Origin of the sequence: Nostoc sp. C057, assembly GCF_013393925.1 — a bacterium.
Lineage (GTDB): Bacteria > Cyanobacteriota > Cyanobacteriia > Cyanobacteriales > Nostocaceae > Nostoc > Nostoc muscorum_A.
Genome location: NZ_CP040281.1, coordinates 6,191,966 through 6,215,271, shown reverse-complemented (window position 1 = coordinate 6,215,271; position 23,306 = coordinate 6,191,966). Strand labels below are relative to the sequence as shown.

The 23,306-nt window shown below is 39.6% G+C and carries 19 protein-coding genes and 1 pseudogene; 1 reads left to right on the top strand and 19 read right to left on the bottom strand.

Annotation, left to right across the window (positions count from 1 at the left end; translation table 11 throughout):
• Positions 1 to 9: 9 nt before the first annotated feature.
• The 4 genes from FD724_RS26620 to FD724_RS26605 form a co-directional block, all read right to left on the bottom strand.
• Positions 10 to 1,560, bottom strand: a complete 1,551-nt coding sequence (locus tag FD724_RS26620; protein ID WP_179074682.1) for a mercuric reductase — start codon at positions 1,558 to 1,560, stop codon at positions 10 to 12.
• A 491-nt stretch (positions 1,561 to 2,051) separates the two neighbouring features.
• A complete protein-coding gene (locus tag FD724_RS26615) occupies positions 2,052 to 2,825 on the bottom strand; it encodes a TVP38/TMEM64 family protein (RefSeq protein ID WP_179074681.1) in 774 nt (257 codons plus the stop codon).
• Positions 2,794 to 3,552, bottom strand: a complete 759-nt coding sequence (locus tag FD724_RS26610) for a TVP38/TMEM64 family protein (RefSeq protein ID WP_179074680.1) — start codon at positions 3,550 to 3,552, stop codon at positions 2,794 to 2,796. The genes FD724_RS26615 and FD724_RS26610 overlap by 32 nt, the downstream gene beginning before the upstream one ends.
• 90 nt (positions 3,553 to 3,642) lie before the next feature.
• Positions 3,643 to 4,353 (bottom strand): TIGR04283 family arsenosugar biosynthesis glycosyltransferase, encoded by a 711-nt coding sequence (locus tag FD724_RS26605; RefSeq protein ID WP_179074679.1) that lies wholly within the window; start codon positions 4,351 to 4,353, stop codon positions 3,643 to 3,645.
• On the opposite strand from FD724_RS26605, the pseudogene FD724_RS26600 reads away from it, so the two are divergent.
• Positions 4,342 to 4,562, top strand: a pseudogene (locus tag FD724_RS26600) (IS1 family transposase); the annotation flags it as partial. The gene FD724_RS26605 and the pseudogene FD724_RS26600 overlap by 12 nt on opposite strands.
• Here FD724_RS26600 and FD724_RS26595 read toward each other — a convergent pair.
• The 15 genes from FD724_RS26595 to FD724_RS26525 all read right to left on the bottom strand — a co-directional run bounded on the left by FD724_RS26595 (position 4,559) and on the right by FD724_RS26525 (position 23,304).
• The gene (locus tag FD724_RS26595; RefSeq protein WP_179074678.1) at positions 4,559 to 4,705 is read right to left on the bottom strand and encodes a hypothetical protein; all 147 of its coding nucleotides are present in this window, start codon (positions 4,703 to 4,705) and stop codon (positions 4,559 to 4,561) included. The pseudogene FD724_RS26600 and the gene FD724_RS26595 sit on opposite strands and share 4 nt — an antisense overlap.
• Before the next feature lie 289 nt (positions 4,706 to 4,994).
• The gene (locus tag FD724_RS26590; RefSeq protein ID WP_179074677.1) at positions 4,995 to 6,860 is read right to left on the bottom strand and encodes a carbohydrate-binding protein; all 1,866 of its coding nucleotides are present in this window, start codon (positions 6,858 to 6,860) and stop codon (positions 4,995 to 4,997) included.
• Positions 6,861 to 7,326: 466 nt separating this feature from the next.
• Positions 7,327 to 7,866: a WcaF family extracellular polysaccharide biosynthesis acetyltransferase gene (locus tag FD724_RS26585; RefSeq protein WP_179074676.1), complete on the bottom strand. Its 540-nt coding sequence runs from the start codon at positions 7,864 to 7,866 to the stop codon at positions 7,327 to 7,329.
• Positions 7,867 to 8,133: 267 nt separating this feature from the next.
• Positions 8,134 to 8,901, bottom strand: coding sequence for a glycosyltransferase family 2 protein (locus tag FD724_RS26580; RefSeq protein WP_179074675.1), 768 nt, complete (start codon positions 8,899 to 8,901; stop codon positions 8,134 to 8,136).
• A 255-nt stretch (positions 8,902 to 9,156) separates the two neighbouring features.
• Positions 9,157 to 10,350: a glycosyltransferase gene (locus FD724_RS26575; protein WP_179074674.1), complete on the bottom strand. Its 1,194-nt coding sequence runs from the start codon at positions 10,348 to 10,350 to the stop codon at positions 9,157 to 9,159.
• An 86-nt stretch (positions 10,351 to 10,436) separates the two neighbouring features.
• Positions 10,437 to 12,236: an asparagine synthase (glutamine-hydrolyzing) gene (gene asnB, locus FD724_RS26570; protein WP_179074673.1), complete on the bottom strand. Its 1,800-nt coding sequence runs from the start codon at positions 12,234 to 12,236 to the stop codon at positions 10,437 to 10,439.
• A gap of 312 nt (positions 12,237 to 12,548) precedes the next feature.
• On the bottom strand, positions 12,549 to 13,706 hold the full coding sequence (locus tag FD724_RS26565) for a glycosyltransferase (protein WP_179074672.1): 1,158 nt from the start codon (positions 13,704 to 13,706) through the stop codon (positions 12,549 to 12,551).
• Positions 13,707 to 13,765: 59 nt separating this feature from the next.
• The gene (locus FD724_RS26560; RefSeq protein WP_256874364.1) at positions 13,766 to 14,971 is read right to left on the bottom strand and encodes a glycosyltransferase family 4 protein; all 1,206 of its coding nucleotides are present in this window, start codon (positions 14,969 to 14,971) and stop codon (positions 13,766 to 13,768) included.
• A gap of 3 nt (positions 14,972 to 14,974) precedes the next feature.
• On the bottom strand, positions 14,975 to 16,483 hold the full coding sequence (locus FD724_RS26555; protein ID WP_179074671.1) for a hypothetical protein: 1,509 nt from the start codon (positions 16,481 to 16,483) through the stop codon (positions 14,975 to 14,977).
• Positions 16,480 to 17,817: a glycosyltransferase gene (locus tag FD724_RS26550; RefSeq protein ID WP_179074670.1), complete on the bottom strand. Its 1,338-nt coding sequence runs from the start codon at positions 17,815 to 17,817 to the stop codon at positions 16,480 to 16,482. Before FD724_RS26550 ends, FD724_RS26555 begins: the two co-directional genes overlap by 4 nt.
• Positions 17,818 to 17,830: 13 nt before the next feature.
• The gene (locus FD724_RS26545; protein ID WP_179074669.1) at positions 17,831 to 18,643 is read right to left on the bottom strand and encodes an FkbM family methyltransferase; all 813 of its coding nucleotides are present in this window, start codon (positions 18,641 to 18,643) and stop codon (positions 17,831 to 17,833) included.
• Between the two features lie 10 nt (positions 18,644 to 18,653).
• Entirely contained in the window at positions 18,654 to 19,682 is a 1,029-nt protein-coding gene (locus FD724_RS26540) for a glycosyltransferase (protein ID WP_179074668.1), read from the bottom strand.
• A gap of 272 nt (positions 19,683 to 19,954) precedes the next feature.
• Complete coding sequence (locus FD724_RS26535) at positions 19,955 to 21,178, bottom strand: glycosyltransferase (protein WP_179074667.1); 1,224 nt, start codon at positions 21,176 to 21,178, stop codon at positions 19,955 to 19,957.
• Between the two features lie 118 nt (positions 21,179 to 21,296).
• On the bottom strand, positions 21,297 to 22,310 hold the full coding sequence (locus tag FD724_RS26530; RefSeq protein WP_179074666.1) for a glycosyltransferase family A protein: 1,014 nt from the start codon (positions 22,308 to 22,310) through the stop codon (positions 21,297 to 21,299).
• A gap of 58 nt (positions 22,311 to 22,368) precedes the next feature.
• Positions 22,369 to 23,304, bottom strand: a complete 936-nt coding sequence (locus FD724_RS26525) for a glycosyltransferase family A protein (RefSeq protein ID WP_179074665.1) — start codon at positions 23,302 to 23,304, stop codon at positions 22,369 to 22,371.
• Between the last annotated feature and the right edge of the window lie 2 nt (positions 23,305 to 23,306).

Genomic DNA, 23,306 nt, shown 5'->3' with positions numbered 1-23,306 from the left:
GAATCTTTGTCAAGATAACTTTGTTAGAAATCCCAACAATTTTTTGGTATTTGATGTCAAGAGTGTTCGGCGATAAGCATCAGCTGCTTTTTTAATAGCTTCGGCTTGAGTGGGATAAGGATGAATTACACTGCTTAACTTACTCAAACCGAGCTTATTTACCATTGCTGTAGTCACTTCTGAAATCATCTCACCTGCGTGACTGGCGACAATAGTTGCACCAATTATTTCATCAGATCCCTTTTTGTGGTGGATTTTCAGAAATCCTGATTCTTCACCATCTGCGATCGCTCGATCTACACTACTAAAAGGTATTTTAATTGTCGTCACCTCAATACCCAATTTCTGCGCCTCGTGTTCGTACATCCCCACGTGGGCAATTTCTGGGTCAGTATAAGTTACCCACGGCATCACCAAACTGCTGAGTTTCGAGCGTCCTAAGCCAAAGGGAGAGAACAGCGTATTTTTAATTACAATCCGCGCCGCAGCATCAGCAGCATGGGTAAACTTCCAGTTCATGCAGATATCGCCAGCCGCATAAATTTTGGGATTCGTCGTCTGGAGGTAATCATTTACCTTTACACCTTGGCGCTTGTCGTATTCTACACCCACAGCTTCTAAATTTAGATTTTCGACATTTGGCGATCGCCCCGCACCGACTAAAATTTCATCTACTGTCACCGAATCTCGATGACCATTGGAGGAAAAGTAAAGTCGTTTCCCCTCAGTAACAGTTACCACTTCTTCTAATTTGGAATTCAACACTACGCGAATTCCTTCCCTAATCAAAACCTTTTGCAGAACTTCAGCAGCTTCAGCGTCTTCTTTATTCAAAAGATGAGAACCGCTATGGAAAAGTACCACCTCAGAACCCAAGCGCCGAAAAGCTTGCGCCAATTCGCAACCAATGGGGCCGCCGCCAATCACCGCTAAACGTTCCGGCCGTTGAATTAGGGAAAAAACCGTCTCATTCGTTAGATAACCCGCCTTTTCAATTCCCGGAATCGACAGTTGTGCGGCTCTTGCGCCAGTAGCAATTACAGCTTTTTTAAACCGCAGGGTTTTACCGCCAACTTCCACAGTATTCTTACTCGCAAATCGACCGCTACCCAAAAAGACATCGACACCCAACTTTTGAAACCGCTCCGCCGAGTCGTTAGGGCTGATATCAGACCTGATTCGCCGCATCCTTGCCATGACTTTGGGAAAATCCACATCTATATTATGTTGGGGAATATTAACTCCCAAGTTTTTAGCATCCCAGATTTCGCCAACTACACGGGCAGACCGAATAATAGTTTTAGATGGTACGCAACCAACATTTAAGCAATCTCCACCCATAAGATGCTTTTCAATTAACGCCACTTTTAAACCCAAATCTAGACCCGCAGCACCCGCCGCCACCACTAATCCCGCCGTACCAGCCCCAATTACTACCAAATCATAAACATCGGCAGGTTGAGGATTAACCCAATTTGGCGGATGCACGTAAGATACCAACTTTTGGTTATACTCATCCGTTGGGCGAACCGTGACTCTCTCTAAATCTGAATTGGTCATTGGCGAAACCTCTTTTAAGAATTGAAAATACTAAAGTCAACTACCTTTGGGAGGAATTGAAAATTAAGAATCCTGATAAATTTAGTTGGCTCAGTCTCTTGTTTTTTATGTTTGTTTAATAATAAATACAGCCTTTGAATTGTTTTGTCCGTTTGGGAATTGACAGATACGATTAAAGTTTTCCTGTATAAACGTTTCAACAATCGATAATTTACAGCAATTTGCTGTTGAATAAACGACACTACTAGAGTAAGCTAAAAATATTTTAATTTGCATCCTCAAAAAAATGAATCTCTTGTGGAGTGGGCATCTTGCCCAGGGCAAACGCATCTAAAGTATAAGAATCCTTTAATAGCAAGGGTTTTGGCGTTTTTTAATTTAGCCTATTTTTTCATCAAGATCCTTGCCCAGCAAGGGTTTCAGAAATCCCGTGCGTTCGCCCTGGCATCTTGCCCGCCCTGGTTGTGCAAATTAAATACGCGACAGCTTACCTACAATTCCTCTTCTAAAGCTTTACGTGCAATCCGGGTTATATAAACTGTAACGGCTACTGTCGCCATCAAACCCAAAATCCGAATTGCCCATTGTAAAGTTGGGTTAGTAGGTTGAGCTTCAGTACCAATCATGGCAAGATTACTTGCAAGGGAACCTATATAAACGTACATAATGGTTCCAGGAATCATCCCTACAGAGCCAATGAAATAATCTTTAAGTGAAACTCCCGTGATGCCAAAGGCATAATTTAATAAATTGAAAGGAAATATTGGCGAGAGTCGCGTTAGCAGGACAATTTTTAATCCTTCTCTGCCAACAGCTTGGTCAATGGCGGCAAATTTTTTGTTATCCGCGATTTTACCAGCAACCCAGTTCCTTGCTAAATAACGTCCAACGAGAAAAGCAGCTGTAGCGCCAAGGGTTGCACCAATGAAGACGTACAAAGAACCCCAAACTACGCCAAATATAACGCCAGAACCCAAGGTGAGAATAGAACCAGGGAAAAAAGCGACGGTAGCGATAATATAAAGGGCAATAAAAGCTATGGCTCCCAACGCACCCAGGCTATCAATCCACTGCAACGAATCCCGTAAAATGGTTTGATGATTGAAATAATTTGGATTTGCAGATTCTTCTGCTAAAGCCGCGTCTGTGTTTAATGCGAAAGCACTCGCCAATATCAATAATATTAATACACTTAGGCTAAAAAGCTTCTGTAAGTTTCTGGCATCAATACTTTTAAATATCTGAATGATTGTTATTTTTGTCATGGGTTGTTATTTCTTCTAATGCCACACTTTGATCTAATGCTTTTTGAGCAACTTTTGTGATATATACAGTCACAGCAACGGTAGCAATCAACCCAACTACTTGCATTATCCATTGCCAGACTTGAGTTTCTGGAGTAGTTGGTTGATGAGACGTGTTAATCATGGCAAGATTACCAGCTAAAGAACCAATATAAACGTACATCACAGTACCAGGAATAATGCCAAAGGAACCTAATATATAGTCTTTGAGAGAAACCTGTGTAACTCCAAAAGCATAATTTAATAAATTGAAGGGAAAAACGGGACAGAGACGAGTTAGAAAAACTATTTTCCATCCCTCTTTAGCAACTGCTAAATCAATTGCTTTAAATTTAGGATGTTTGTCCATTTGTCGAGAAACCCAATCTCGTGAAAGGTAGCGTCCAATAATAAAAGCTAAAGTTGCTCCGACTATTGCAGCAATTAGTACATATATTGACCCCCAAAATACTCCAAACAGACAACCACCTTTGAGTGTCAAGAGAGAACCCGGTATAAATAATAATGTTGCCAAGTTGTAAATGAATATATAAGCGATAGGCCCTAAAACTCCAAGACTCTCAACCCAAATGATTGATGTGTGTAAAAGTCCCTGAAAGTTTAACTGTTTAGCAGCAATTATTAAAGTGAAAATCAGGCAACTTAGGAGTAGTAGTTTGAGTTTAGAAGTTAATAAAGGTTTTTTCATTTTTATAAGTTTGACCTTCTGAGGCTCAAGTTTGAAACCTAGATTTTAAATTCACTGCTCCTAAGATATAGTACCCAGATGAGAAACAGCTTAAATTCTTTTAAATTTTTCTCGGCGATACCAACAACGAATTCGCTCAGGTGAAACGCCGAGTAAATAAGCAATAATTACTATTTGATTAAGCAGCGTAGTTTTGAATACTCCCTTTTGCAACCATCTACGGGCTGAAGTAACAACTGGTGTAGGAATAATTACAATTCGTCCAATGGGTTTTAAGCGACGTATGAGTTCAAAGTCTTCCATGATAGGCAATTCAGGAAAACCACCAATTTGCTGAAATACTTCCTTGGTTAAAAAAAATGCTTGGTCGCCGTAGGGCATTTGGCAAAAATGCGATCGCACATTTACTCCCCACTCCACCCATCGTAAACTTAAAAGTGGGGCATCAATCCGCAACTTAAATGCACCAGCTACAATCCCAGGTTGTTCTAGCGCTGTGCGAATCATGTCATCAAACCCAGTCGGTAAACGGGTATCTGCATGAAGAAATAAGAGAATATTCCCGCTAGCCGCTACAGCACCCGCGTTCATTTGCACAGCACGACCGGGAGATGATGAGATAACTTTGACATTTAAAGACTGAGCTATTTCTATCGTGTTATCTTTAGAGCCACCATCTACTATGATTACTTCTATATTTGTATTGGGTTGAGTAGTTACAATTGCTTCTTTGATATTCTCTGCTTCATTAAGAGTCGGAATAATAATAGAAATTCTAGCTGCGTCAATATTTTGACTCATAAATTATTATTTTATGTTACTGACGGATGGAAAGTTTACCCTCAGTTTATTGACCCAGGTGATCAGATTGTGAGTAAGATTTACATACGTCGCTACCGCTTTGCCATCGCAAAATACTATGTTATTCTAAGTCCGTAGAAATATTAAAATACTCTATTCGATTATTACTTCACTACTTGAAGTATCGTTTTATCCTGGTGTTCAATTAATTCATACCGCACTCAGCAACGCCGAAAAATCTTGCGATGCCTGCGGCGGACGGAGCCATCGCTTCGTATACAAAAGCTTTAAAATTCAAAAATGGCAAAAGTTTTTCGAGAGTGACAAAAGCGGTTGATGGTGATGCTGTCATGCTTTTAAAATGCAGCATTTAGGTCATTTTGAAAAATACAGTATTTACGAGATCACCTGCGGAATCTGGGTTTAAATAAATCTCCGTCTGAATAAGTCTTTATAATTAACAACTCATCATGAAAACTAGTATCACCGCCGATGCCACACCCTAACAAATGGTCGAATGGGGCTATTGCTGCTAGGTCGAAGGCGTGGCATCAGCGGATGGAGAAACTGAAACTTTGAGTTTTCTATGGAATGCTGGGACAATCGCCCTGCTTCACGGATTTAGAATTGCTCGGTTTCTTTTAATTAGGCGCTCTTACCCCATTTTGTCCCAATGCAGAATAGTCTCTGGGTGGGAAGAGGCTGTCTTGACTATCTACATCATAATTAAATCCTTTGACAGGAACAATTTGCTTGAACGTAATCCCTTGAGTGGGAGCAGACGATATTCTTGCGTTTCTCCCATAAGCATCTGTATAGATTACTGAATTTGCAGAATTGCTAAATGCAAGACCAGAAAAGTGAGTTTCTCTTTGAGTTGTTCCTCGGAAGGGCGATCGCGGGTCGTCCCACTCGACTTTGCTACCAGCAGCTAATGTTTCTTCGCAAATTAGAGTTGTAGAAAGAGGATGCGTTGGGTCGTAGCAGTTATTCACAGTCCTATTGATCTTCGTTGTGGTAGACGGATCATAAAAACGGGAAGGATTTGTGATCTTAAAGTAAAAACTTTTTCCAACAAAGCCAGTAAGCCAAGATTCAGTATTTCTTGTATTTACATCTTCCGTTTTTTGATCAACTGTCCCACGCTGGTAACAACCAGCAGTAGGAATGGCGCGATGGGCATCACCATAGGGTTGATTCGTAGGAGAGGGAGTAATGCCAGGCTCTACCGGTAAGTCACACAAAGAAGTTTCAGGTTCTTTAAATTCTCCGGCAGCACCAAACAAAGCAAAATGCTTTAAATTGAAGGGTTCAAGACCATCACATTTACCAGACGCAAACATTTCATGGGCTGTATTTACTAGCGCATCTGGCGAATGTGTACCCATGTGCAGTTTTAAGCTCACGTCACAGGATTTAATTAAACTGGTGTTGTTTTCATCGAACATCTGCCAATTGTTGGCAACAAGAACCTTATGCCCAAAATGATCTTCATTTCTATGAACAGATGGATTAGATGGATTATTAGCTGCCAGTTGCTCATTTACATAGCCAAAAGCTGGCATCCCTGCAATATTAAATACCTCTGAACTGAGCGGATCGTCGCCATGCTCGTGACCGTATGTACAATACGTATTTGTTTCAGGGTTGAAATCTACAGGCGGATGCCATGTGGGGTAGACTTTACCATCCTCGGCCTTGGTAAAATAAGTATCGTGGATCCATTTGGGGCATTCCCATGTTTTGGCAGGAGACCACAGCCCATAGGATTTGGCCAGAATCTGAGAACTGGTTGGCAGTAGGTTTTGTGTTCGTATCGGTCTGCCAGAAATAGGAATAACAGGCGAACCTTGGTTGATACTGTCGGATTGGATTTTTTGTATCTCGTCAATTTCTTGCACTGTATCCTTTGCCCAAAAGGCAAACCAATTAAAGCGCATAGAACGGTTAGAGCCTGGAAATCTAATGACAAGGTTTTGTTGTCCCTTTGCAAGGCTGCTATTCAAAGGACACGGAACTGTACGATAGTCTGACAGAGAACCAGTGCTGTTGATGGTACAGCTCCCCACCACAGAGCCGCTAGCTGAACCTAAGCGCACTTCAACGCTGTTTGTCCCAGAAGGCAAAGCGATACGCAGCATCAATGCCTCTACACCACTACCTAAGTCAAGGTTGTTGTATACTGCATAGTTACCATAGGCGGTGTTGGTTAGTTCCTGGGTTTGCTCTGTAGGCCCAATATAAAAAGGGTTTTCGCTACGCTCCCAATAGTCTCCCCAGGCTGTGTTTAGTCCAGAACGAAATGATGAGTTGAGAACATCTACACGCTTAAATACAGGCCAAGGTGCTAGCGCGCTCGACGGAATAGTCGATGTGCTGGTAGCCGCCACAACCTTCAGTGGCTCCAAAACCGGAATATTTAATACATGAGTAATGCCGGATAAGCTCAGTAGTAACAGTAACGTAATCGCAGTGTGCAGAAAAAATCTGCTTAATTTAGGGTTCACATCATTTATCCTCTGAGATTAAAAGGCGTTGCTGAATCAAAAGATAAACAAACTAGCCGCAGTCAACAGGCTGCTAGTTACTACATCTACTAATAACTCTTGAAATATGTCAGAGCTAATAGATTAGAGATTGAACTAACAACTTCAGTATTTATTCGGGTGGAAAAATTTTGAAAATGTCGTTTTTTCAAAATGTGATGACTGTCACTTTTCCATTAATCTAGGCTAGGCATCCTTCTTTCGTTACTACGCAGAGAGTATATCAGGGATCAAACCGTTCGAGAACCATATATAATTAATTTTGTAATTTTGTCTGATTATTTATAAGCTTAGATTCTGACCTATTTACAACGAAAAATATCTTAAAGTACCATTATCAGTTTAAATTTACGTTAAGAGTGCAATCTGCGATCGCCTGCTTGAAGCGTTTTGCACAGAGGCTTTGCCTGTTTTCAGATATGTATTATCAAAGCTTTCGTTGCTTGATGGGTTGAGCCGGATTACCTGCATAAATGGTCATCGACTGTAGCGATTTTCCAGCAACGCCACCTAATGTTAGTACTGCTCCTCGACCAACAGTGACTCCTGGCCCAATTACAGACTTGGCAGCAATCCAGCTACTCTCTTGAATATTGATTGGGGCAACAATTAATTTAAAATCGGGATGATTCCAGTCATGATTCCCAGTGCAGAGATAGACCATTTGAGATAGGCAAACATGGCTTTCAATGGTGACACAAGCGAGGTTATCTATCCATACATTTTCCCCAATCCAAACAAAATCACCAATGTCTAACCGCCAGGGAAATTTTACCCGCACTCCAGGTTTAATACGGACACCTTGACCGACTTTAGCCCCAAAACTGCGGAGTACCCAAATCTTAAAAACTGAAAATGGTAGCCAATAACTTTCAACTAAGGGCGATCCAATAAAATACCAAAGAAGCTGTTTCCAGTATGGTGCTCCTGGAGTATAGTCGTTAACAGTATATTTATTTAGGCGCATACGGTGGTTAAATTTATCGAAATAGCATTCAGGAGCCAGAATTCAACATGAATTCTATACGACTGGAGGACTTTGACTTCGGTGTGACACTTCAACAAGGCTCAGTCGAACGCTGAATAGATGGTTTTAAGACCCCACCAAATCGTAGATTTAGTGGTCAACCTTTGTAGCTGTAGGTCTGAATCTCATATTGATGGTTACTGAGTGTATCGAAGTATTGTAAATATTTATAATATTTAAAATAAATTCTTAATAACTACTGACTAATTAAGTTTTAAATTTATCAGCTTCTATAAGTCGAATGCTCAAGAGTATTTCTGCCAGAACACGCTGAAAAGCATAGTACCAACCATGCCAACCATCTAGAATACCGCCTTTGATAATCAAGCAATAAAATAAAATTATAAAAGGTGCAATAATTTTTTGTTTGCGGATGCGATCGCCTAAACTAAGTTCACTAGTAGGAGTCTCTAGTAATTTTTTTACTTCCAATACCATATAACGCTCCTGTGCCCATAACCAACGCTTTAGGGGTTTGCGATCATCGTGGTGAATATAGGCAGAGAGTGTTGCAGAGTTACCAAACATCTGCAAAAGTTGTGTGTGTCCATCATCGATATACTTAGCCTTGCTTTTACGAAAAAGTACTTGACGAGGTGGAAGTATACAATTACGCATTGGTTTACCAAACACACAATACTGGAATCTGGCAAAATAGCCATCAATCTTTCCATCAATCGGTAGAGCAGCAATTTCAGAAATTAACTCATTAGTTACTATATAGTCTGCATCTAGAGAAAGCACCCACGGCGACTGAACTTGCTCTAAACCATAATTCCATTGTCTAGCATGGGTATCAAATTTCTGTTGGAATACATGAACTTGTGGATAGGAGTTAAGAATTTCTAGAGTTTTATCACTACTATAGCTATCAATAACTATAATTTTTTCTGCCCAAGTGAGTTGCTGGAGTGTGCGTTCAATATTTGGGTCTTCATTATACGTGAGAATAAGAGGAGTAATCAGCTTTAGCATATCAAAAGTAAATCTTTCAGAATTCAGATAAATTACCGAGTAAAGTACTAGAACAAAGCATAGACTTCCAAAGAAAGGGAGATCTACCTGCAAACTTAAATTTAATGTTTGTAATTATATTCCAATATCATCTCCATCAGAGGTTTTATGAGATAAAGATAATGATGTGATTGATTGGAAGATTGATATTCGTATTCGTATTGGTTAGTAATCTTTGAATTTATATGTTTAATCACCTATTATTTATAATTTATCTTAACTGGTAGTAGAAACAGTCTGACTTTCAATGATATCAGTATAAACTGAAATTAGTTTTGAGGCGATACGATCCCAAGTATAATTTTCTAATATGAATTTACGGGCGCGATCGCCTCGCTTCTGTGCTTCTTCAGGACAATCCAAAACCTGCTGTATAGCAGCCGCGATCGCAGTTATATCAAACTCTGCAACATAACCAAGATTTTCTTGTGCAACTAGATTAGCTAAAGCAACACCAGGAGTAACTATAACAGGAATACCCGCAGATAAAGCTTCTAATACTGCTACACCAAAGTTTTCCGAGTAAGAAGTCAGAGCAAATAAATCCGCTCCTTGCAGAAATAAATCTTTAATTTCTCCTTTAACAAATCCTGCAAGATGAGTACAGTTATGAATGTTGTTAATAGCAAGAAGAGATTGAATTTCACTTTCATAATTTGGATCGCCACTACCTGCTAAAACGAAAGTAAAGCGGTAATCAGATAGTTTACCTAAAGCTGGAATCAGGTAATCTAAACCTTTTTTAGGATGCAGGCGAGATAAAAATAAAACAATTGGTTCATCGGCTGGTAAATTTAAGTATTCCCGCAAATGCTGACGCGCGTTAGGGTTAATATTAGGAATATCAACACCGTGCGGTAAAATAAAACTTGGGGAACTTAGATTTAATTGCGAAGCTTCTTGTTGTTCTTGCTTTGAGGTAAAATGTATGGATTTACTATAATTTAGATTGGCTTTTTCTATGAGTTGGAGATAAATTTGCTTTTTGCGAGAGCTTTGTTGTAAAGACCATTCACATAGCTGTCCTAAAGGGCGAACGATGTAAGGAACTCCTTGGAAACGAGCGATCGCCATTGCTACTGTAGAAGGATAGGAAAAAATAGCGTGGACGTGTAGTAAGTCATACTTAGAAACATTTTGCCACAACCATATAGTTAGCTCTCTAGAAAAGGCAAATTCTCTGATGGAGCCAACTTTAGGAGAAAAACGCTTAAAGAAATTTACTGGTACTTGGTTGTACTCAATACGCCTACCAAGGGGTACATCAAGCAAATCATTACCATTATCATTAGTAGTAACAATTTCTGCTTCAATATTTTCATCTCTTAATGCTTTAACTACCTCTATTACTGCTTGACTTGGGCCACCTCTTACTGATGCTATTGAAGGAATAATATGAAGAATTTTCATTTTTATCCAAAATTGTGAGGTTTTTAAATATCAATCTAACTTTTTTTGGCAGTCCTCACGAGTTGCCTTTAAAATTGAACAACTTTTTAGGCATAAGTTCGCTCTAGCCAATGTTGTAACATCATCAAACTCCAGTGCCGATACCAATGAGTAAGAGAAATATTATCGGGAACCTTTACATTATTAAAATGATTTTGTAAATCTCCAGAAATCCACTTATCAACGGGAACATAAAATCCTTTTTTGGGACGGTTAACAACCCATTCTGGCAATTCAGGAACTGATTGAATTAATAGTTTTTTACCAATTGCTAAACGCATATTACTAGGAATAGAAGCTACTGCCTCAAATAGATGACGATCAACTAGGGGAACCCGTAATTCTAATCCCCAGTTCATGCTCATTACATCACTATCTCTTAATAGTTGATTACGCATATAGCAGGTTATTTCTAACAAACTTACTTCATCTTCTATTGTCAAATCTGCTTTATGAGTATCGGCTGATGGAAAGATATAAGTAGTTAAAGGTTGATGAGGAATATACTGCTGCATAATTGCACATGCTTCTTGGTGAGAGAAAATTCCTCTGAAAGTAGAATAGGCAGATGCAGAACTTGGAGGCTGTTCCAAAAAATCACCCAGGCGTTTTAGTTTTGGTGATTTTCCCCAACGCGATAATCCTTTACCTATATTCTTTCCTAGAACAGGAATTGTTTGCAATGTTTTACCCCATGCTAGCATCTGAGGAATTTTTTCAAATGATTTATATCCACCAAAAATTTCGTCTCCACCTAGCCCAGATAGGACTACTTTCATGCCGTCTTCGTGGGCAATCTGTGATACAAAAAAAGTATTAAATCCATCAATACTGGGCTGATCAATAGCTTGTAGGAATTCAGGAAAAAACTGTTTGGCAATAGAGGCCGTAACTTTATATTCTGTATGTTTTGCTCCAAATAAATTGGCAACTTTTTTTGCGACTTCACCTTCATTCCATTGGGTTTCTTCAAAAGCTATAGAGTATGTAGATATCTGTTTATTCTGCACCTTTGTAGCTAGAGCTAGAATAGCTGTAGAGTCAATTCCACCACTAAGAAAAATGCCAACAGGCACGTCACTTACCAAGTGATGTTCGATTGTATCAACTAAAGCATTACGAACTTTTTCTTGGGCTTCTATTGGTGAAATTGCTTGTGGAGTAAAGTTAATTTGCCAATACTGTTGTTTTGTGACACGATCGCCTTGCCAATACAACCAATGACCAGCTGCTAAACAATGAATATCTGCAATCAGGGTATATGGTTCTGGAACTGAACCATATACCAGATAGCCATATAATCCTTCTGGACTCAAGTTAAGGGCAGGTAAACGAGATGCAAGGATAGCTTTTAGCTCTGAAGCAAAGACTAAAGTAGAACCAGATGACCAATAGTATAATGGCTTGATTCCTAAAGGATCACGAGCCATAAAGCAGGTTTTTTCCCAGTCATCCCAAATAGCAAAAGCAAACATACCTCTTAAATGTTCTAAACAATTAGAACCCATTCTTTGATAGAGCTTGAGGATAACTTCTGTATCTGTTTGGGACTGGAACTGCTCTCCTTGAGAAATGAGATTTTGCCGCAGTTGTGAAAAGTTATAAATTTCACCATTGAAAGTAATCCAGTACCGACCATCAGGTGTAGACATTGGCTGATGTCCAGCAGGGCTGAGATCCAAAATTGACAGACGAGTATGAGCAAGGGCTACTCGTCGATCCTCTGATATATAAGTACCCAAATCATCTGGGCCACGGTGCTTAATAGCATTTTGCATCTTTAGCACCAAATTTTCCAGATCCTGATTTATTTCTGTTTTAGTTAAAATTCCGGCGATACCACACATTTAAGACCTCTTAAGAAATACAGAAAATATAAATATGAAAATTAATAGTAGATTAGCTTAATTTAGCGGCAAAGAATCTACAATTTTTCTTGACGCTAGCTACTCTTTGTACGACAGAGATACCTATGGATTCGCGTAAGTTTCTTAGAAAAGCAAGCTCTGGAAAATTTTTTTGAATCTTCAAACTTTTAGGAAACTTGATTGTTTTCCTTAAGGCATAACGAATGCTGTTCTTTGGAAGCTCACCTTAAATTACCATCATTTACTTTCTTTTATACAAAATTCATTCTATTCCACAGCAAAGACACAATATCAAGTCTGGGAAAACTGCTTTTCTAAGTAATAATTAAGGCGTTGTTGAAAGCGTTCAAAACCAAATTTATCAATTACCCGCTTTCTTAATTCTTCGGGTTGATATATTAGAGGGTTAGGATATTTACCTTGGAGGATTTGAATTATAGCTTCAGCGATCGCCTCTACATCATCAGGGTCAATCAGTGCGCCTAATTCTCCTTGACATAGAGCATCAACACTTCCATCTTTATTCCCTGCCAAAGTAGGTTTACCACAGGCCAGCGCTTCTAGGTAAACAATACCAAAGCCTTCACCTCTACTTGGCATGGCAAACAGATCGCAAAGATTATAATAATCTCCCAGTTCTCGGTCAGGAACATAGCCAGTTAAGGTTACACAATCTTGAAGTTGAGACTCGGCAATTAACTGTTCAACTGCTGGTCGGTCAGTTCCCTTACCGACTATAACATAGTGTACATTTGGGATAGCTTGACGAATTTGAGGTAAGACGCTAAGGATTTTATTATAGCCTTTGTATTGCTCTGATTGAGAAAGCCGAGCCACAGTAAGAATAATTGGTTGTTGTGCATTTAAGCCATATCGTTGGAGGAGATAATCTGGTTTGGGTGCAATCCTAAAGCGATTAGGAGTGAAAGTATTAGGCAGGACGACAACTCGATCTGGCTGGAGATTTTGTTCTTTGAGTAGGCGATCGCGAGTGTAATTACTAACGGCTAGAATTAAGTCAGCATTCTTGAGGGCTTTTTTAAGGGTGGGATTTTGGATGTCCCAGGCTTCGATTCCATGCGCTGCAACCCAGTAGGGAATGCCAATTAATCGTTTCAATAGGTACGCTATCACACTAAAGTTGAGATGAGTTGAAAAGATGAGTTTTGGTCGTTGCCAAAGACCAAGACCAATCATTTGGGCTGCAAGTATTGGAGTACGTAGGGATAAAGGCCAATTACCGGTTGCATGAAAACACAAATTAGGTGACTTGGATGGCACATCTGTATCGTGCTTAATTACAATATCGTAAGCAGAATCGGGGTAGAGACTTTCAAATGCTTTTAAACATAAAGAAGAGTAACATTCAATTCCACCTGTTGAGTTGAATAGACCAGGAAACCAGAGATGATAGTGTTGGTTATGTTTACTAAAGTTTTTCTTATTCACTTTTTGTTATTAACTATCAGCAAATTCAGAGTAGGAAACTTTTTAGATAAGGTTTTTATTTATTTAGCTGTAACTTCCTCTTGCTTGGGCCGACATACATAATCAAGCGCCTGTTTCAAACCCTTGCTTGCATGAGTATAGCTGTATTGAGACACAATTTTTTGGCTTTCTTCTCCCCAACGACACAAACGCTGGCGATCAGAAAATGCTTCTTGCAGGCTACTGACTAAAGCTGACACATTACCAGCTTTAAATACAAGCCCATTGTGTTTGTCATGAATCAAATCTTGGGCACAACCCACGTGGCTACTGACAATTACTGGGCGAGATAAGCACATTGCTTCGTTAATTGCCAGTCCCCAAGTTTCTGAAGCGCCGTAACTGGGCAACACAACTAAATCAGCAATAGCATAGGTGCGGGGCATCAAGCTTTGATTTTGAAAAGGAGCAAAATAGATATTTGAATGGTGTGCGGCTGCGGTTTTTAAATCTGCCTCCAAAGAACCTGCACCGACAAATAGCAGCGATACTTGAGACAGGTTTGCTGCCAAAAAAGCTTGTAGTAAATCCAAAGGACGTTTTTTGGATTCAAATTTACCTGCAAATAGAATCACTGCATGATCTGATGGGATACCTAATTCTTGCTTCCATATAGTTGCCTGGTGTTTGGCACTCTCTGCTTGAGTAAAAAAGCGATCGTTATCAACAGCATGGGGAGAAAAAAATAGATGATTACTGGGTACACCATGATATTGAAAGTAGCCATAATTAGCTTTACCTACATAAAGGCAAGCAGCAAAGCGGCGATAAATCTGGGTAATAAACTGCTGACGCGCCCATGCTTTAATTCCAGTAGGCTGTAGAAGTCGATGGGAATCACCTCTAAATAGCAACGGTATCTCAGATGAATTCCATTTCCAGAGAAATTTATAGATGCTAGCGTAGTTGTAAGTCATCAAGAGGACTGCATCAGGATTATAAGCTTTCACTTGTGAGATTAAAGATGGATTTTGTAATCCCCAAAAATGATCAACTCCTGGTTTATAACTAACATTTGGTACAAACTCGTATTTATATCCATCTAAGAGAGGAATATCCCACTGTAGGGCTTGCTGGAAGCCTGTATCAATCTGCTGTGTAACACCGAAGTTCCACAAGTAAAATACCTTAATCTGCAAATCACCAGCACTAGCCAGGTAACGAAACCAAGGTGCATAGTATTGTATTGGGTGAGATGTGATAATTGCCAGTTTTATCATATTCATAATTTAATTCATTTGTCCCCCCTGAAAAGCATCTCGTGAAACCCTCTGCTTTTTCATCAAAACTAACGAAATACCAGCTATTGTTGTGCTTGATTGAAATAAAGCAGCAACATATACTCCGGCAGAAAATTCAGATTGGAAAGAGTATGACATCATCAGTACAGCAAACAGAGACTGGAATGATAAAATTGGAGCATTCATACTCCAACGAGTTGCTTTTCCATAAGCTGCACCCAAAATAATAGCCAGTCCTCCACAGCCAATTAATCCAAAATTGGCATAGGATTCAGCTAATAAACCCCAGCCAATAGTAGTTTTCACACTTTGTTCGTATGTCTGTAGTTTATAGTGTACGTTTAAAATGCTTGTACCTTCATGAGACCTGATTTTATTAGAGTTTAATATGCGAGGGACTAAAAGTTCTGGTAAAATTGCGTATGTTGCTCCGTATAAATAAGGTATTCTATCGGGACTCTTGTCCTGAGCTAAAAGTAGCATTTGGATTACACTAGATCGTTCAACAAAAGAAGCTTTTTCTTCGGATTTACTAGGTAAATTCTCTTCACTCTTATTTCGATTTATATAAGTTAGTGAATAGCCTATCCATTCAGAATACCAAGCAGGATAATTCCAGGGTTGAACATAATAAGAGCTATTTTTAGCAAACCAATACTTAGACCTCATCTCGGATTTGCCATAGTGCAAAAAATTCAATAGAACCAGAAGGATTATAATTGATATTACAGGTATTTTTTTCCGAGAAATAACAAAGGAAATTATAGCGAGCAAAGCGATACTAGAAGCAGAGACAAGCAGTAATGTAACTGTACTTGTCACTAAATTGGCAATTAGAAATAATATAAACAATCTAGCCTGTAATTTTGATAATTCTTTTTTTCCTAATTGATAAGAAAGGACAAAAACACCTAGTGCGGTTAATCCTAAAATTGTACCGCGCACTACAGCAATTGTTCCTCCATTAATAGATTCAAGCCAGCCAGCATTACTATATACATTAAATAAAACACTGGTTATCAATATAAATAAAAAAAAGTTAATGCCTTTACGAATATTCAAACTCCGATAAAATTTAGGCATTGGAGGAATAGATTTGACAAATCGGAACCAGACTAAGGTTCCTAGTCCTAGAAACCCAGCGACCGTCAGACTAGCAAACAAATGGCTACTGGGAGAGTAAGTAATAACGGTTGGATGATTACTGACAAGTGGTAAGGCATGAGTCCAAAGGAAAGTGAGAGCAAAAAATGGGAAGATAGGCATTCCATGAGCGCGACCTGAACACCAAAGATAGCTAGGTACTAGAGAAGCAATAGTAATCAATACTGCTCCAGCTTTGCTAAGTATAGAGGTATTTTCATTGAAGAAGATTTCAAAAGTAAAAAGCCCTAAAGCGATTATCCAAAATACTCTTAATAGCTGATCTTGTTTCTTCTTTGGGGGGCGAGGAAAGTATTCCCAAGGCTGAGGATTAGACTCAAAGTATCCGTTCATAATGATTTGTTAATTTTGGCAGTAGTAAGACAATTGTCAAATATACTACATTGTCTTTGAGTCATTTCTCTAGCGGTATAAGCTTGAAAAGCAGACCAGTTAGTTTCTGGTTCATAACCTTTTGGGATAGATAATAACCAATTGAGTTGGTCAACTATCTTGGGGAGCAAATCTGCTGGTTTGTTTTGGGAAGTGAAAGTTACAGATTTACCAGCTTGGCAACTCTGTAATATATTGACTACAGAACTTTGCTGGTGAAAAATGGCCAGAACGGGTTTGCGGGCTAGAATGCAAGGATAGAGTTTAGAGGCGGTATAGTCTGGGTCATCAGAACCAATCATTAGAACAGCATCGCTATCGACAAGAACTTGTAGCGCTTCAAAGTAAGGAATACGATGGACATGTTCTCGAACTAAGTCCGCAACACCTAATTCTTGAGCAATCGGCTCTACGGTTTTGACAGCGCGATTTCCTGGTGCATAACTAGTACCTACAAAGTGTAATTCAACTGCTTGCCATTTTTCAGGGTGATGGCGACGCTCTGACTGGATGCCGAGAAATAGAGTCCGTAATGACAAAGCCATATCATCACCGCCTCGACCTACGTAAACCCAATGACGTTTACCATCATGGGGGTTAAATATTTTTTGTTGAATATTGAGGGAGGGTAGTTGCTCAAAATCAGGCTCAGGCGCACCAAAGGGTAAAACAGTAAATTGTTCTGAAAGCAAATGTGGATATCGCTGTTGTAGAGTTTTTGGATAGGCTGGTGATACGCTAATTACGTGACTGACTTTGCTCATAGCTCTGGGTTCGAGCAGTTTTGCTTGGAGTTGAGAAAACCCATATTTCCAGCGTCCCCCTGGTGGAGGTGTGTTTGTCTGTTTGTAGTAATCGCTTAACCAGGGATCTTGAAAGTCCAAGACGTAAGGTATGCGGAAGCGGCGATACCATCGGGTACCCAGAGCCATTGTGATAAATACAGTTGTTGAAAAGTATATTAAATCAAATTTTGTTTGCTGAAGTAAGCGATCGCCAGTTTTGAGTAAATAGGGAAAACTTCGTATACCCAGGCTACCTAGGCCAATACGCTGAGTTTGTTGCAGAGGTAATGCCTTTGTATAAGTTACAGGGATGCGATCGGGAATTGTTTTCGCTAGTAGAGAGTCTTGAATACCTGCAACATAGTCTGGTTGAACCGTGAGAACATGAGCTTCCCAACCAAATTGTTCCATGTAGGGTAGAGACATTCTTACCCGTTGATGATCAGGGGCATTAATGGGCGGGAAGTGGGGACTGATGATTAAAACTTTATGCTTTAAAGTAGGATACATTGCATATTACAATTTAATTAGGCAGGAAAAGTCCGTTAGTATGACTTGGCCATTGACTTGGAGAATATATTTTTCCTTTTGAGTCAAACAGGTAACAGCTATAGCCAAACTGAGTAAGATAATCTCGAATTCGCTGCCCATTTTCATCTATCATCTCTGCGTAAATAGCTTTTATCCGTTGCTCCTTTAAAAATGCTTCTGCACCCTGTAAGGCTGGAATTTCATAACCTTCTACATCCAACTTCCACAAATCTACTGCTTTAATAAAACGTGCAGCTAATTCGTCTTCTAGACGTACTATCTGAATTTTTTCACCTTCAGTTTCAGATATTTGGCTCCAAGCACCATGTCCCAAGCTATCTCCAATATGGTTGAGACGTAATTGAGCCACAGATGCACCAAGTCCTGCCTTAATTATTTCTACGGGCAGTGTGGTGTTAATTGCTAAACATTCTTTTAGCCAGTTGCCTGCTTCAGTACCGGGTTCAAATGCTAGTATTTTACCTTGCGGTAGCCACTGAGCTAAGTACATTAACATTTGGCCGATATTTGCACCTGAGTCTACAACAATAGCATCGCTAGGGAGAAATTTTTTCGCCCAGTTTAGAAATGCTGCTCCTTCATATTTGCCATAAACAATCCAGCGATGGGTGGAATTTGTCAAATCAAGCTTCCAGGGAATTCCTGCTCCAGTTTCCACCCAACAGATGCCTTTTAATGCGATCGCTTCACCAAACAATCGTTCGCAAATTCCCAATTTATGTTTAAAATCCAGCGCTTGTATCCAAGTTAGAGGTAAAGGTAAAGAAATTGTTTGTATGCTCATCTTCTTTTAACTAAAACAAAAGGTTATGATAAAGTTTTTCGTACTGATCTAAAATAACAGAAGCTGAAAAATGTTTTTCAGCCCGTTGACGACATTGATAACGATCAATATTTAGTAATTGGTTAACAGCAACAACTGCTTCGTCAATACTGTTAATTAAGTAACCGTCAATACCTTGACGCACAATCTCTGGCAATGCACCTCTGGGACAGGAAATTACCGGAGTACCACAAGCCAAGGCTTCCGCAAAGACAATACCAAAAGGTTCTTCCCATTCAATTGGTACAATCATGGCAGCAGCTTGTCCCAATAGATCATTTTTCTGAGCATCGTTGACAGGCCCAACATACTCAATTCCATCTTTTCCCAAGTGAGGGAGAATTTGTTGTTGCCAGTATTGACCTGCTTCCCCAGTTGTGGCGTGATTACCAGCAATGATTAATCTGCGTCCGGTTTTTTTTGCAATAGCGATCGCATTATGCGCTCCTTTAATCTGCTCTACTCTGCCGAGAAATACCAATGGTGCATCGGGAGCTACCTGTGGTTGGAAAGTGTATTTTTCTAGTTCCACACAGTTGTGGATGGTATGCCAAACTCCCCCGGCAGTTCGTCCGATGCTACAAATATAATCACTACAACCTGTAAAGGTCAGAGAACCCTTAGCAAGCTTTGTACCCCACCGAGTGGTGCGATGGTTAGGATCTCGCTGATAAGACATCACCTTGGGAAGGCTAGATGGTAACAGAGGTAATAAATAGAGGATGCGAGAGAAACTATGGATAATGTCGGGCTGAAACTTCTTTACCGCTGACCCTAGGGTGATTGTATTCTGCAAAGCATCAAATTTGTTCTGCGATCGCTTCCCCGGCCAAGGAAAGAATTGAGTTACTTTTGAGGTTGAGTCAGGGTGAGCAACTAGTCCTACGGTATTACCACGAGTTTGTAATCCTGTAACCAATAAATCAACAATACGTTCAATACCACCATAAAGTTTTGGTGGTACTGGTAGTTCAGGATCGGCGCTAATCAAGATTCTCATGATACTGGTTTAGTTATTATTATTTGATGTCGCCAGTCATTTAAAGGCATTTTAATTAATCGATAAAACATAAGAATAACACTAATTGCTGCTGCCCAAATAAGTATCTTTAACAAGCATTATCATGGGACTATTAAGTGAGCCAAAATATCTTTTATTTCTTCTCCTATATAAATAATTCATAAACTCTTTAATCGAAAATTATTTCTAATTAAATAATTATTCAATTTGCACAAAAATAGAAAATTATAAAAACTCGTAACTGTTGAATTTCAAACTACTTTAACAATTAGCTTATTGAATCTATCAACCTGTCGCTCCCAACAAAACTGTTTTTGAAAAGCTTGTAATGAAACTGCTTTAGCAGTATTCAATTTGTCAGGGTTACATAATAATTCATTAATGGCTTGAGCTAGTGCTATTGGATTATTACTAGGTATCAAGTGACCAATTCCAGGATATTTAGATAAAATCTCTCTTTGACCAGCAGTATCAGTGGCAATAACTGCTAACCCTGCTTGTAAATACTGAAAAAGTTTATTTGTCACTGTGAGATTACGACTAGGAATATGGTTATACTCCAAAGCCAAGCCAATATCATGTTCAGCAATGCGAGATAGTAACTCAGTGTTGGGAACAGTAGGATGAATGAAAAGGCGATCGCGCCATTTATCAGGTATTAATGGTTCTAACCATTGACGGGAACTTTCCGGGTAATTACCTCGCAGATGAATTTCTAAGGGAATATTGATATTGGGTAAAGATTGGAATAGGATTTCTAGTCCACGTCCTGGCCCAATGGTTTGGGAAAACCAATGTAGAGATGGTAAGTTAAGATTTTGGCGATCGCGTTTTTGGTGGTCAATTTGCGATCGCTCAGACCAGGGAAAAGCATTATAAATGACTGTAGGTTCGCGTACTTGATAAGCTTTTGCTAATGCTGCGGCTAAAGCATGGGAAGTTGTCAGACAGTAACGACACTCTTTAGCTAGTCTGCTTTCCAGCAATTTTAACTGAGCAATTGGTCGAGTAGCACGAGCTTCTGGTAATAAATCTTCCGAAAACCAATCTTCGAAATCCACCCCGACTCTAAAACCTTTATTTAATAGTTGGTTTCCTACCCACAGACCCCCTTCTGAGTGAATAATTGTTAAATCTGCATTAGCTTTCCGGGCAGCTTTGAGCATAGCTTTGGTTCCATAACCAAGTAAATCAGGGGAAAACATACCGAAACGCAAGTATTTTTCCTTAGCTATACGTCCCTGAAACCGAATCGCCCAGTTGTGGAATTTTCGAGTTGGTTGAAAGTCGATAATGGGTGCAAATCGCCATTTTTTATTGGTGATGAGGAGCTGATCGCGCTCTACTAACGCTGGGTTAAACCAAAAGCCATGTACAGTAACATCATGGCCTGCATTAGCTAGTGTTTCTGCTTCTTTTTGAGGGCGAGGAGCTGTACAAATATGTCCACCGATTAAAATAATGATTTTTGCCATTAATTGATTTTAATTAGCTGATTAAAGCGGCGTTGTATAATTACAGGTTATTTAGATAATACCAAGCATCCGCCATTCTTTTTGACTTTTTTGGTGGCTTGTTAGCAAACCTTTCTGTCTATGAATTAAGCATTATTTTGTCTTGTAGCTTCGATATCCTCCAACCCAGAGCAGCTTTAGCATATCCATATTGATAAACTCGTCTTTGCACTTTTTTTGCCAATTTCCAGCCCAAAAAAGCAGAGACTAGTTTAAACATTGGGCCGCCTGAAGGTGTGAGGTCAGAACCACCCAACTGTTGCACCTTGGCTTCTGCTTTCTTTTGCAGGTCTGGCACATCAGGGTAAACTTCGTAAATAAAGCGTTGAAAAACAGTAGCACAAGCATGGCGTGTACGTGGGCTGTCTTCTTTTAATAAGAGATTATTGGTACTAAGTTCTAGAGTTAGAAAAGCAGATTCCCAGGCTTTACGAGATTTGGAACCACTAAGACTATTAGAGTTGCCCGATCTGTAATATGACTTAGCTTCTGAGCTAAACTTGGCTCCTTGACTAGCCAGGAGAATCCGACAAAAATATTCACCATCGTCATTTAATGATAGGTTTTCAATCCAAGTACCAGCCTTGTTAGCAATCTTGCGAGGAACTAACCAAGCAGCAGGGTGCATCATCCAGTATCCTTCCCAAGCGCAAATCAACCACTCAACGGGCGACATATCTACCCAAAGAGGCTGAGGAATAAACAAAGCTTCTGAGGGAGTTTTGTAAAATCTTGCCCATGCTCCTGACACAATATAATCAGAATTGCGATCGCAATCTAGAAGTTGCATTTGACGCTCTATCTTATCAGGTGCTAATAAATCGTCAGCATCTAGATATTGAATGAAGTCTCCTTGTGCTTCTTGAAGCGCTCGATTTCTTGCCGCACTTGCTCCCTTATTAGTCTGGCTGATAACTTTAACGCCGTTTGACTCAAATTTCTTAGCAACTGCCAAACTTCCATCACTTGAGCCATCATCTACTACGATTATTTCTGTATTTTTCCAAGTTTGCTGTAAAGCAGATTCTAATGTTTCTGCTAACCATGGTTCTGCATTGTAGCATGGTATAAGTATAGAGACTAAGGAATTCATCAATTTAATTAGTAATTAATATTATCAGATTAGAATACAAAAATTGATTAGTGATTTACTAGCGAAGCTGTGGCTTAAAGAATCTGATTAACCACTCTCTTAAGCGAATAGCAAAATAAGGATTACAATTACATAAAACTCGAAACGAAGCACTGAAATTATTTGGAACTTTACTACAAAGAGACATAGCTAAATCCACACATTTGTCAGCTGTTTTCCAGTCTAGATAAGCAGCAGCAACTGCGGCAATCCCCCAAAGCTTTTGAGCAATTTCATGAGAATATTGCCCTTGGACAGATTCAGCTACCTTCTGCATAACATGAAATTGTGCTTTGGCACATTTAATTTGGTTAGCAGAGGACATCGAATTATCTCGAGAGTAATTAATGATCGTAATATTAGAATCAGCCGCAAACTTTAAGCCTGCGATCGCCATTCGACAATGGAATGCTACATCCTCATTGTAAAGTACTAATGGATCAGTATCATAACCACCCGCTTGCAGGTATGCCGAACGACGATACAACCCACAAAAGGGATTAATTTGTTGTCGAATTGTGTATGTGATCGCATCTCGTCTCAATTCAGCATCATCAAACTTGCAAATGCCGAGCAACTCTCCAGTATCATCCCGTCGCCATTCATAATTGAATAGCACAACATCTGGGGGATTCTCTAACGCCATCCATTGATGAGCTTTTTCTACAAAATTTGGATATAGGGCATCATCAGCATCATGGAAATGAATCCACTCACAAGTTGTGTGTTCAGCTAGCACATTTTTACCGTGAGAACAGCCGCGATTTATTTCTCCTCTAATCACTTTAGCTCCAAACTCAGCAGCGACTTTCCCCGTTTCATCGGTGCTGCAATCATCATAAACCCAGATTTCATCGAACGGAATTGTCTGTGCTAAGGCAGACTCAAGTAATCGCGGTAGGTAAGCTGTAGCATTGTAAGCAGGAATACATAAAGCTAAGGAAGGATGAGTCATAG

What these genes read in the sequence shown, in the direction of transcription:
- FD724_RS26620 (WP_179074682.1), bottom strand. Translation starts at nt 1,560, where the DNA reads ATGACCAATTCAGATTTAGAGAGAGTCACGGTTCGCCCAACGGATGAG.
- FD724_RS26615 (WP_179074681.1), bottom strand. Translation starts at nt 2,825, where the DNA reads ATGACAAAAATAACAATCATTCAGATATTTAAAAGTATTGATGCCAGA.
- FD724_RS26610 (WP_179074680.1), bottom strand. Translation starts at nt 3,552, where the DNA reads ATGAAAAAACCTTTATTAACTTCTAAACTCAAACTACTACTCCTAAGT.
- FD724_RS26605 (WP_179074679.1), bottom strand. Translation starts at nt 4,353, where the DNA reads ATGAGTCAAAATATTGACGCAGCTAGAATTTCTATTATTATTCCGACT.
- FD724_RS26595 (WP_179074678.1), bottom strand. Translation starts at nt 4,705, where the DNA reads ATGACAGCATCACCATCAACCGCTTTTGTCACTCTCGAAAAACTTTTG.
- FD724_RS26585 (WP_179074676.1), bottom strand. Translation starts at nt 7,866, where the DNA reads ATGCGCCTAAATAAATATACTGTTAACGACTATACTCCAGGAGCACCA.
- FD724_RS26580 (WP_179074675.1), bottom strand. Translation starts at nt 8,901, where the DNA reads ATGCTAAAGCTGATTACTCCTCTTATTCTCACGTATAATGAAGACCCA.
- FD724_RS26575 (WP_179074674.1), bottom strand. Translation starts at nt 10,350, where the DNA reads ATGAAAATTCTTCATATTATTCCTTCAATAGCATCAGTAAGAGGTGGC.
- asnB (WP_179074673.1), bottom strand. Translation starts at nt 12,236, where the DNA reads ATGTGTGGTATCGCCGGAATTTTAACTAAAACAGAAATAAATCAGGAT.
- FD724_RS26560 (WP_256874364.1), bottom strand. Translation starts at nt 14,971, where the DNA reads ATGAATATGATAAAACTGGCAATTATCACATCTCACCCAATACAATAC.
- FD724_RS26555 (WP_179074671.1), bottom strand. Translation starts at nt 16,483, where the DNA reads ATGAACGGATACTTTGAGTCTAATCCTCAGCCTTGGGAATACTTTCCT.
- FD724_RS26550 (WP_179074670.1), bottom strand. Translation starts at nt 17,817, where the DNA reads ATGTATCCTACTTTAAAGCATAAAGTTTTAATCATCAGTCCCCACTTC.
- FD724_RS26545 (WP_179074669.1), bottom strand. Translation starts at nt 18,643, where the DNA reads ATGAGCATACAAACAATTTCTTTACCTTTACCTCTAACTTGGATACAA.
- FD724_RS26540 (WP_179074668.1), bottom strand. Translation starts at nt 19,682, where the DNA reads ATGAGAATCTTGATTAGCGCCGATCCTGAACTACCAGTACCACCAAAA.
- FD724_RS26535 (WP_179074667.1), bottom strand. Translation starts at nt 21,178, where the DNA reads ATGGCAAAAATCATTATTTTAATCGGTGGACATATTTGTACAGCTCCT.
- FD724_RS26530 (WP_179074666.1), bottom strand. Translation starts at nt 22,310, where the DNA reads ATGAATTCCTTAGTCTCTATACTTATACCATGCTACAATGCAGAACCA.
- FD724_RS26525 (WP_179074665.1), bottom strand. Translation starts at nt 23,304, where the DNA reads ATGACTCATCCTTCCTTAGCTTTATGTATTCCTGCTTACAATGCTACA.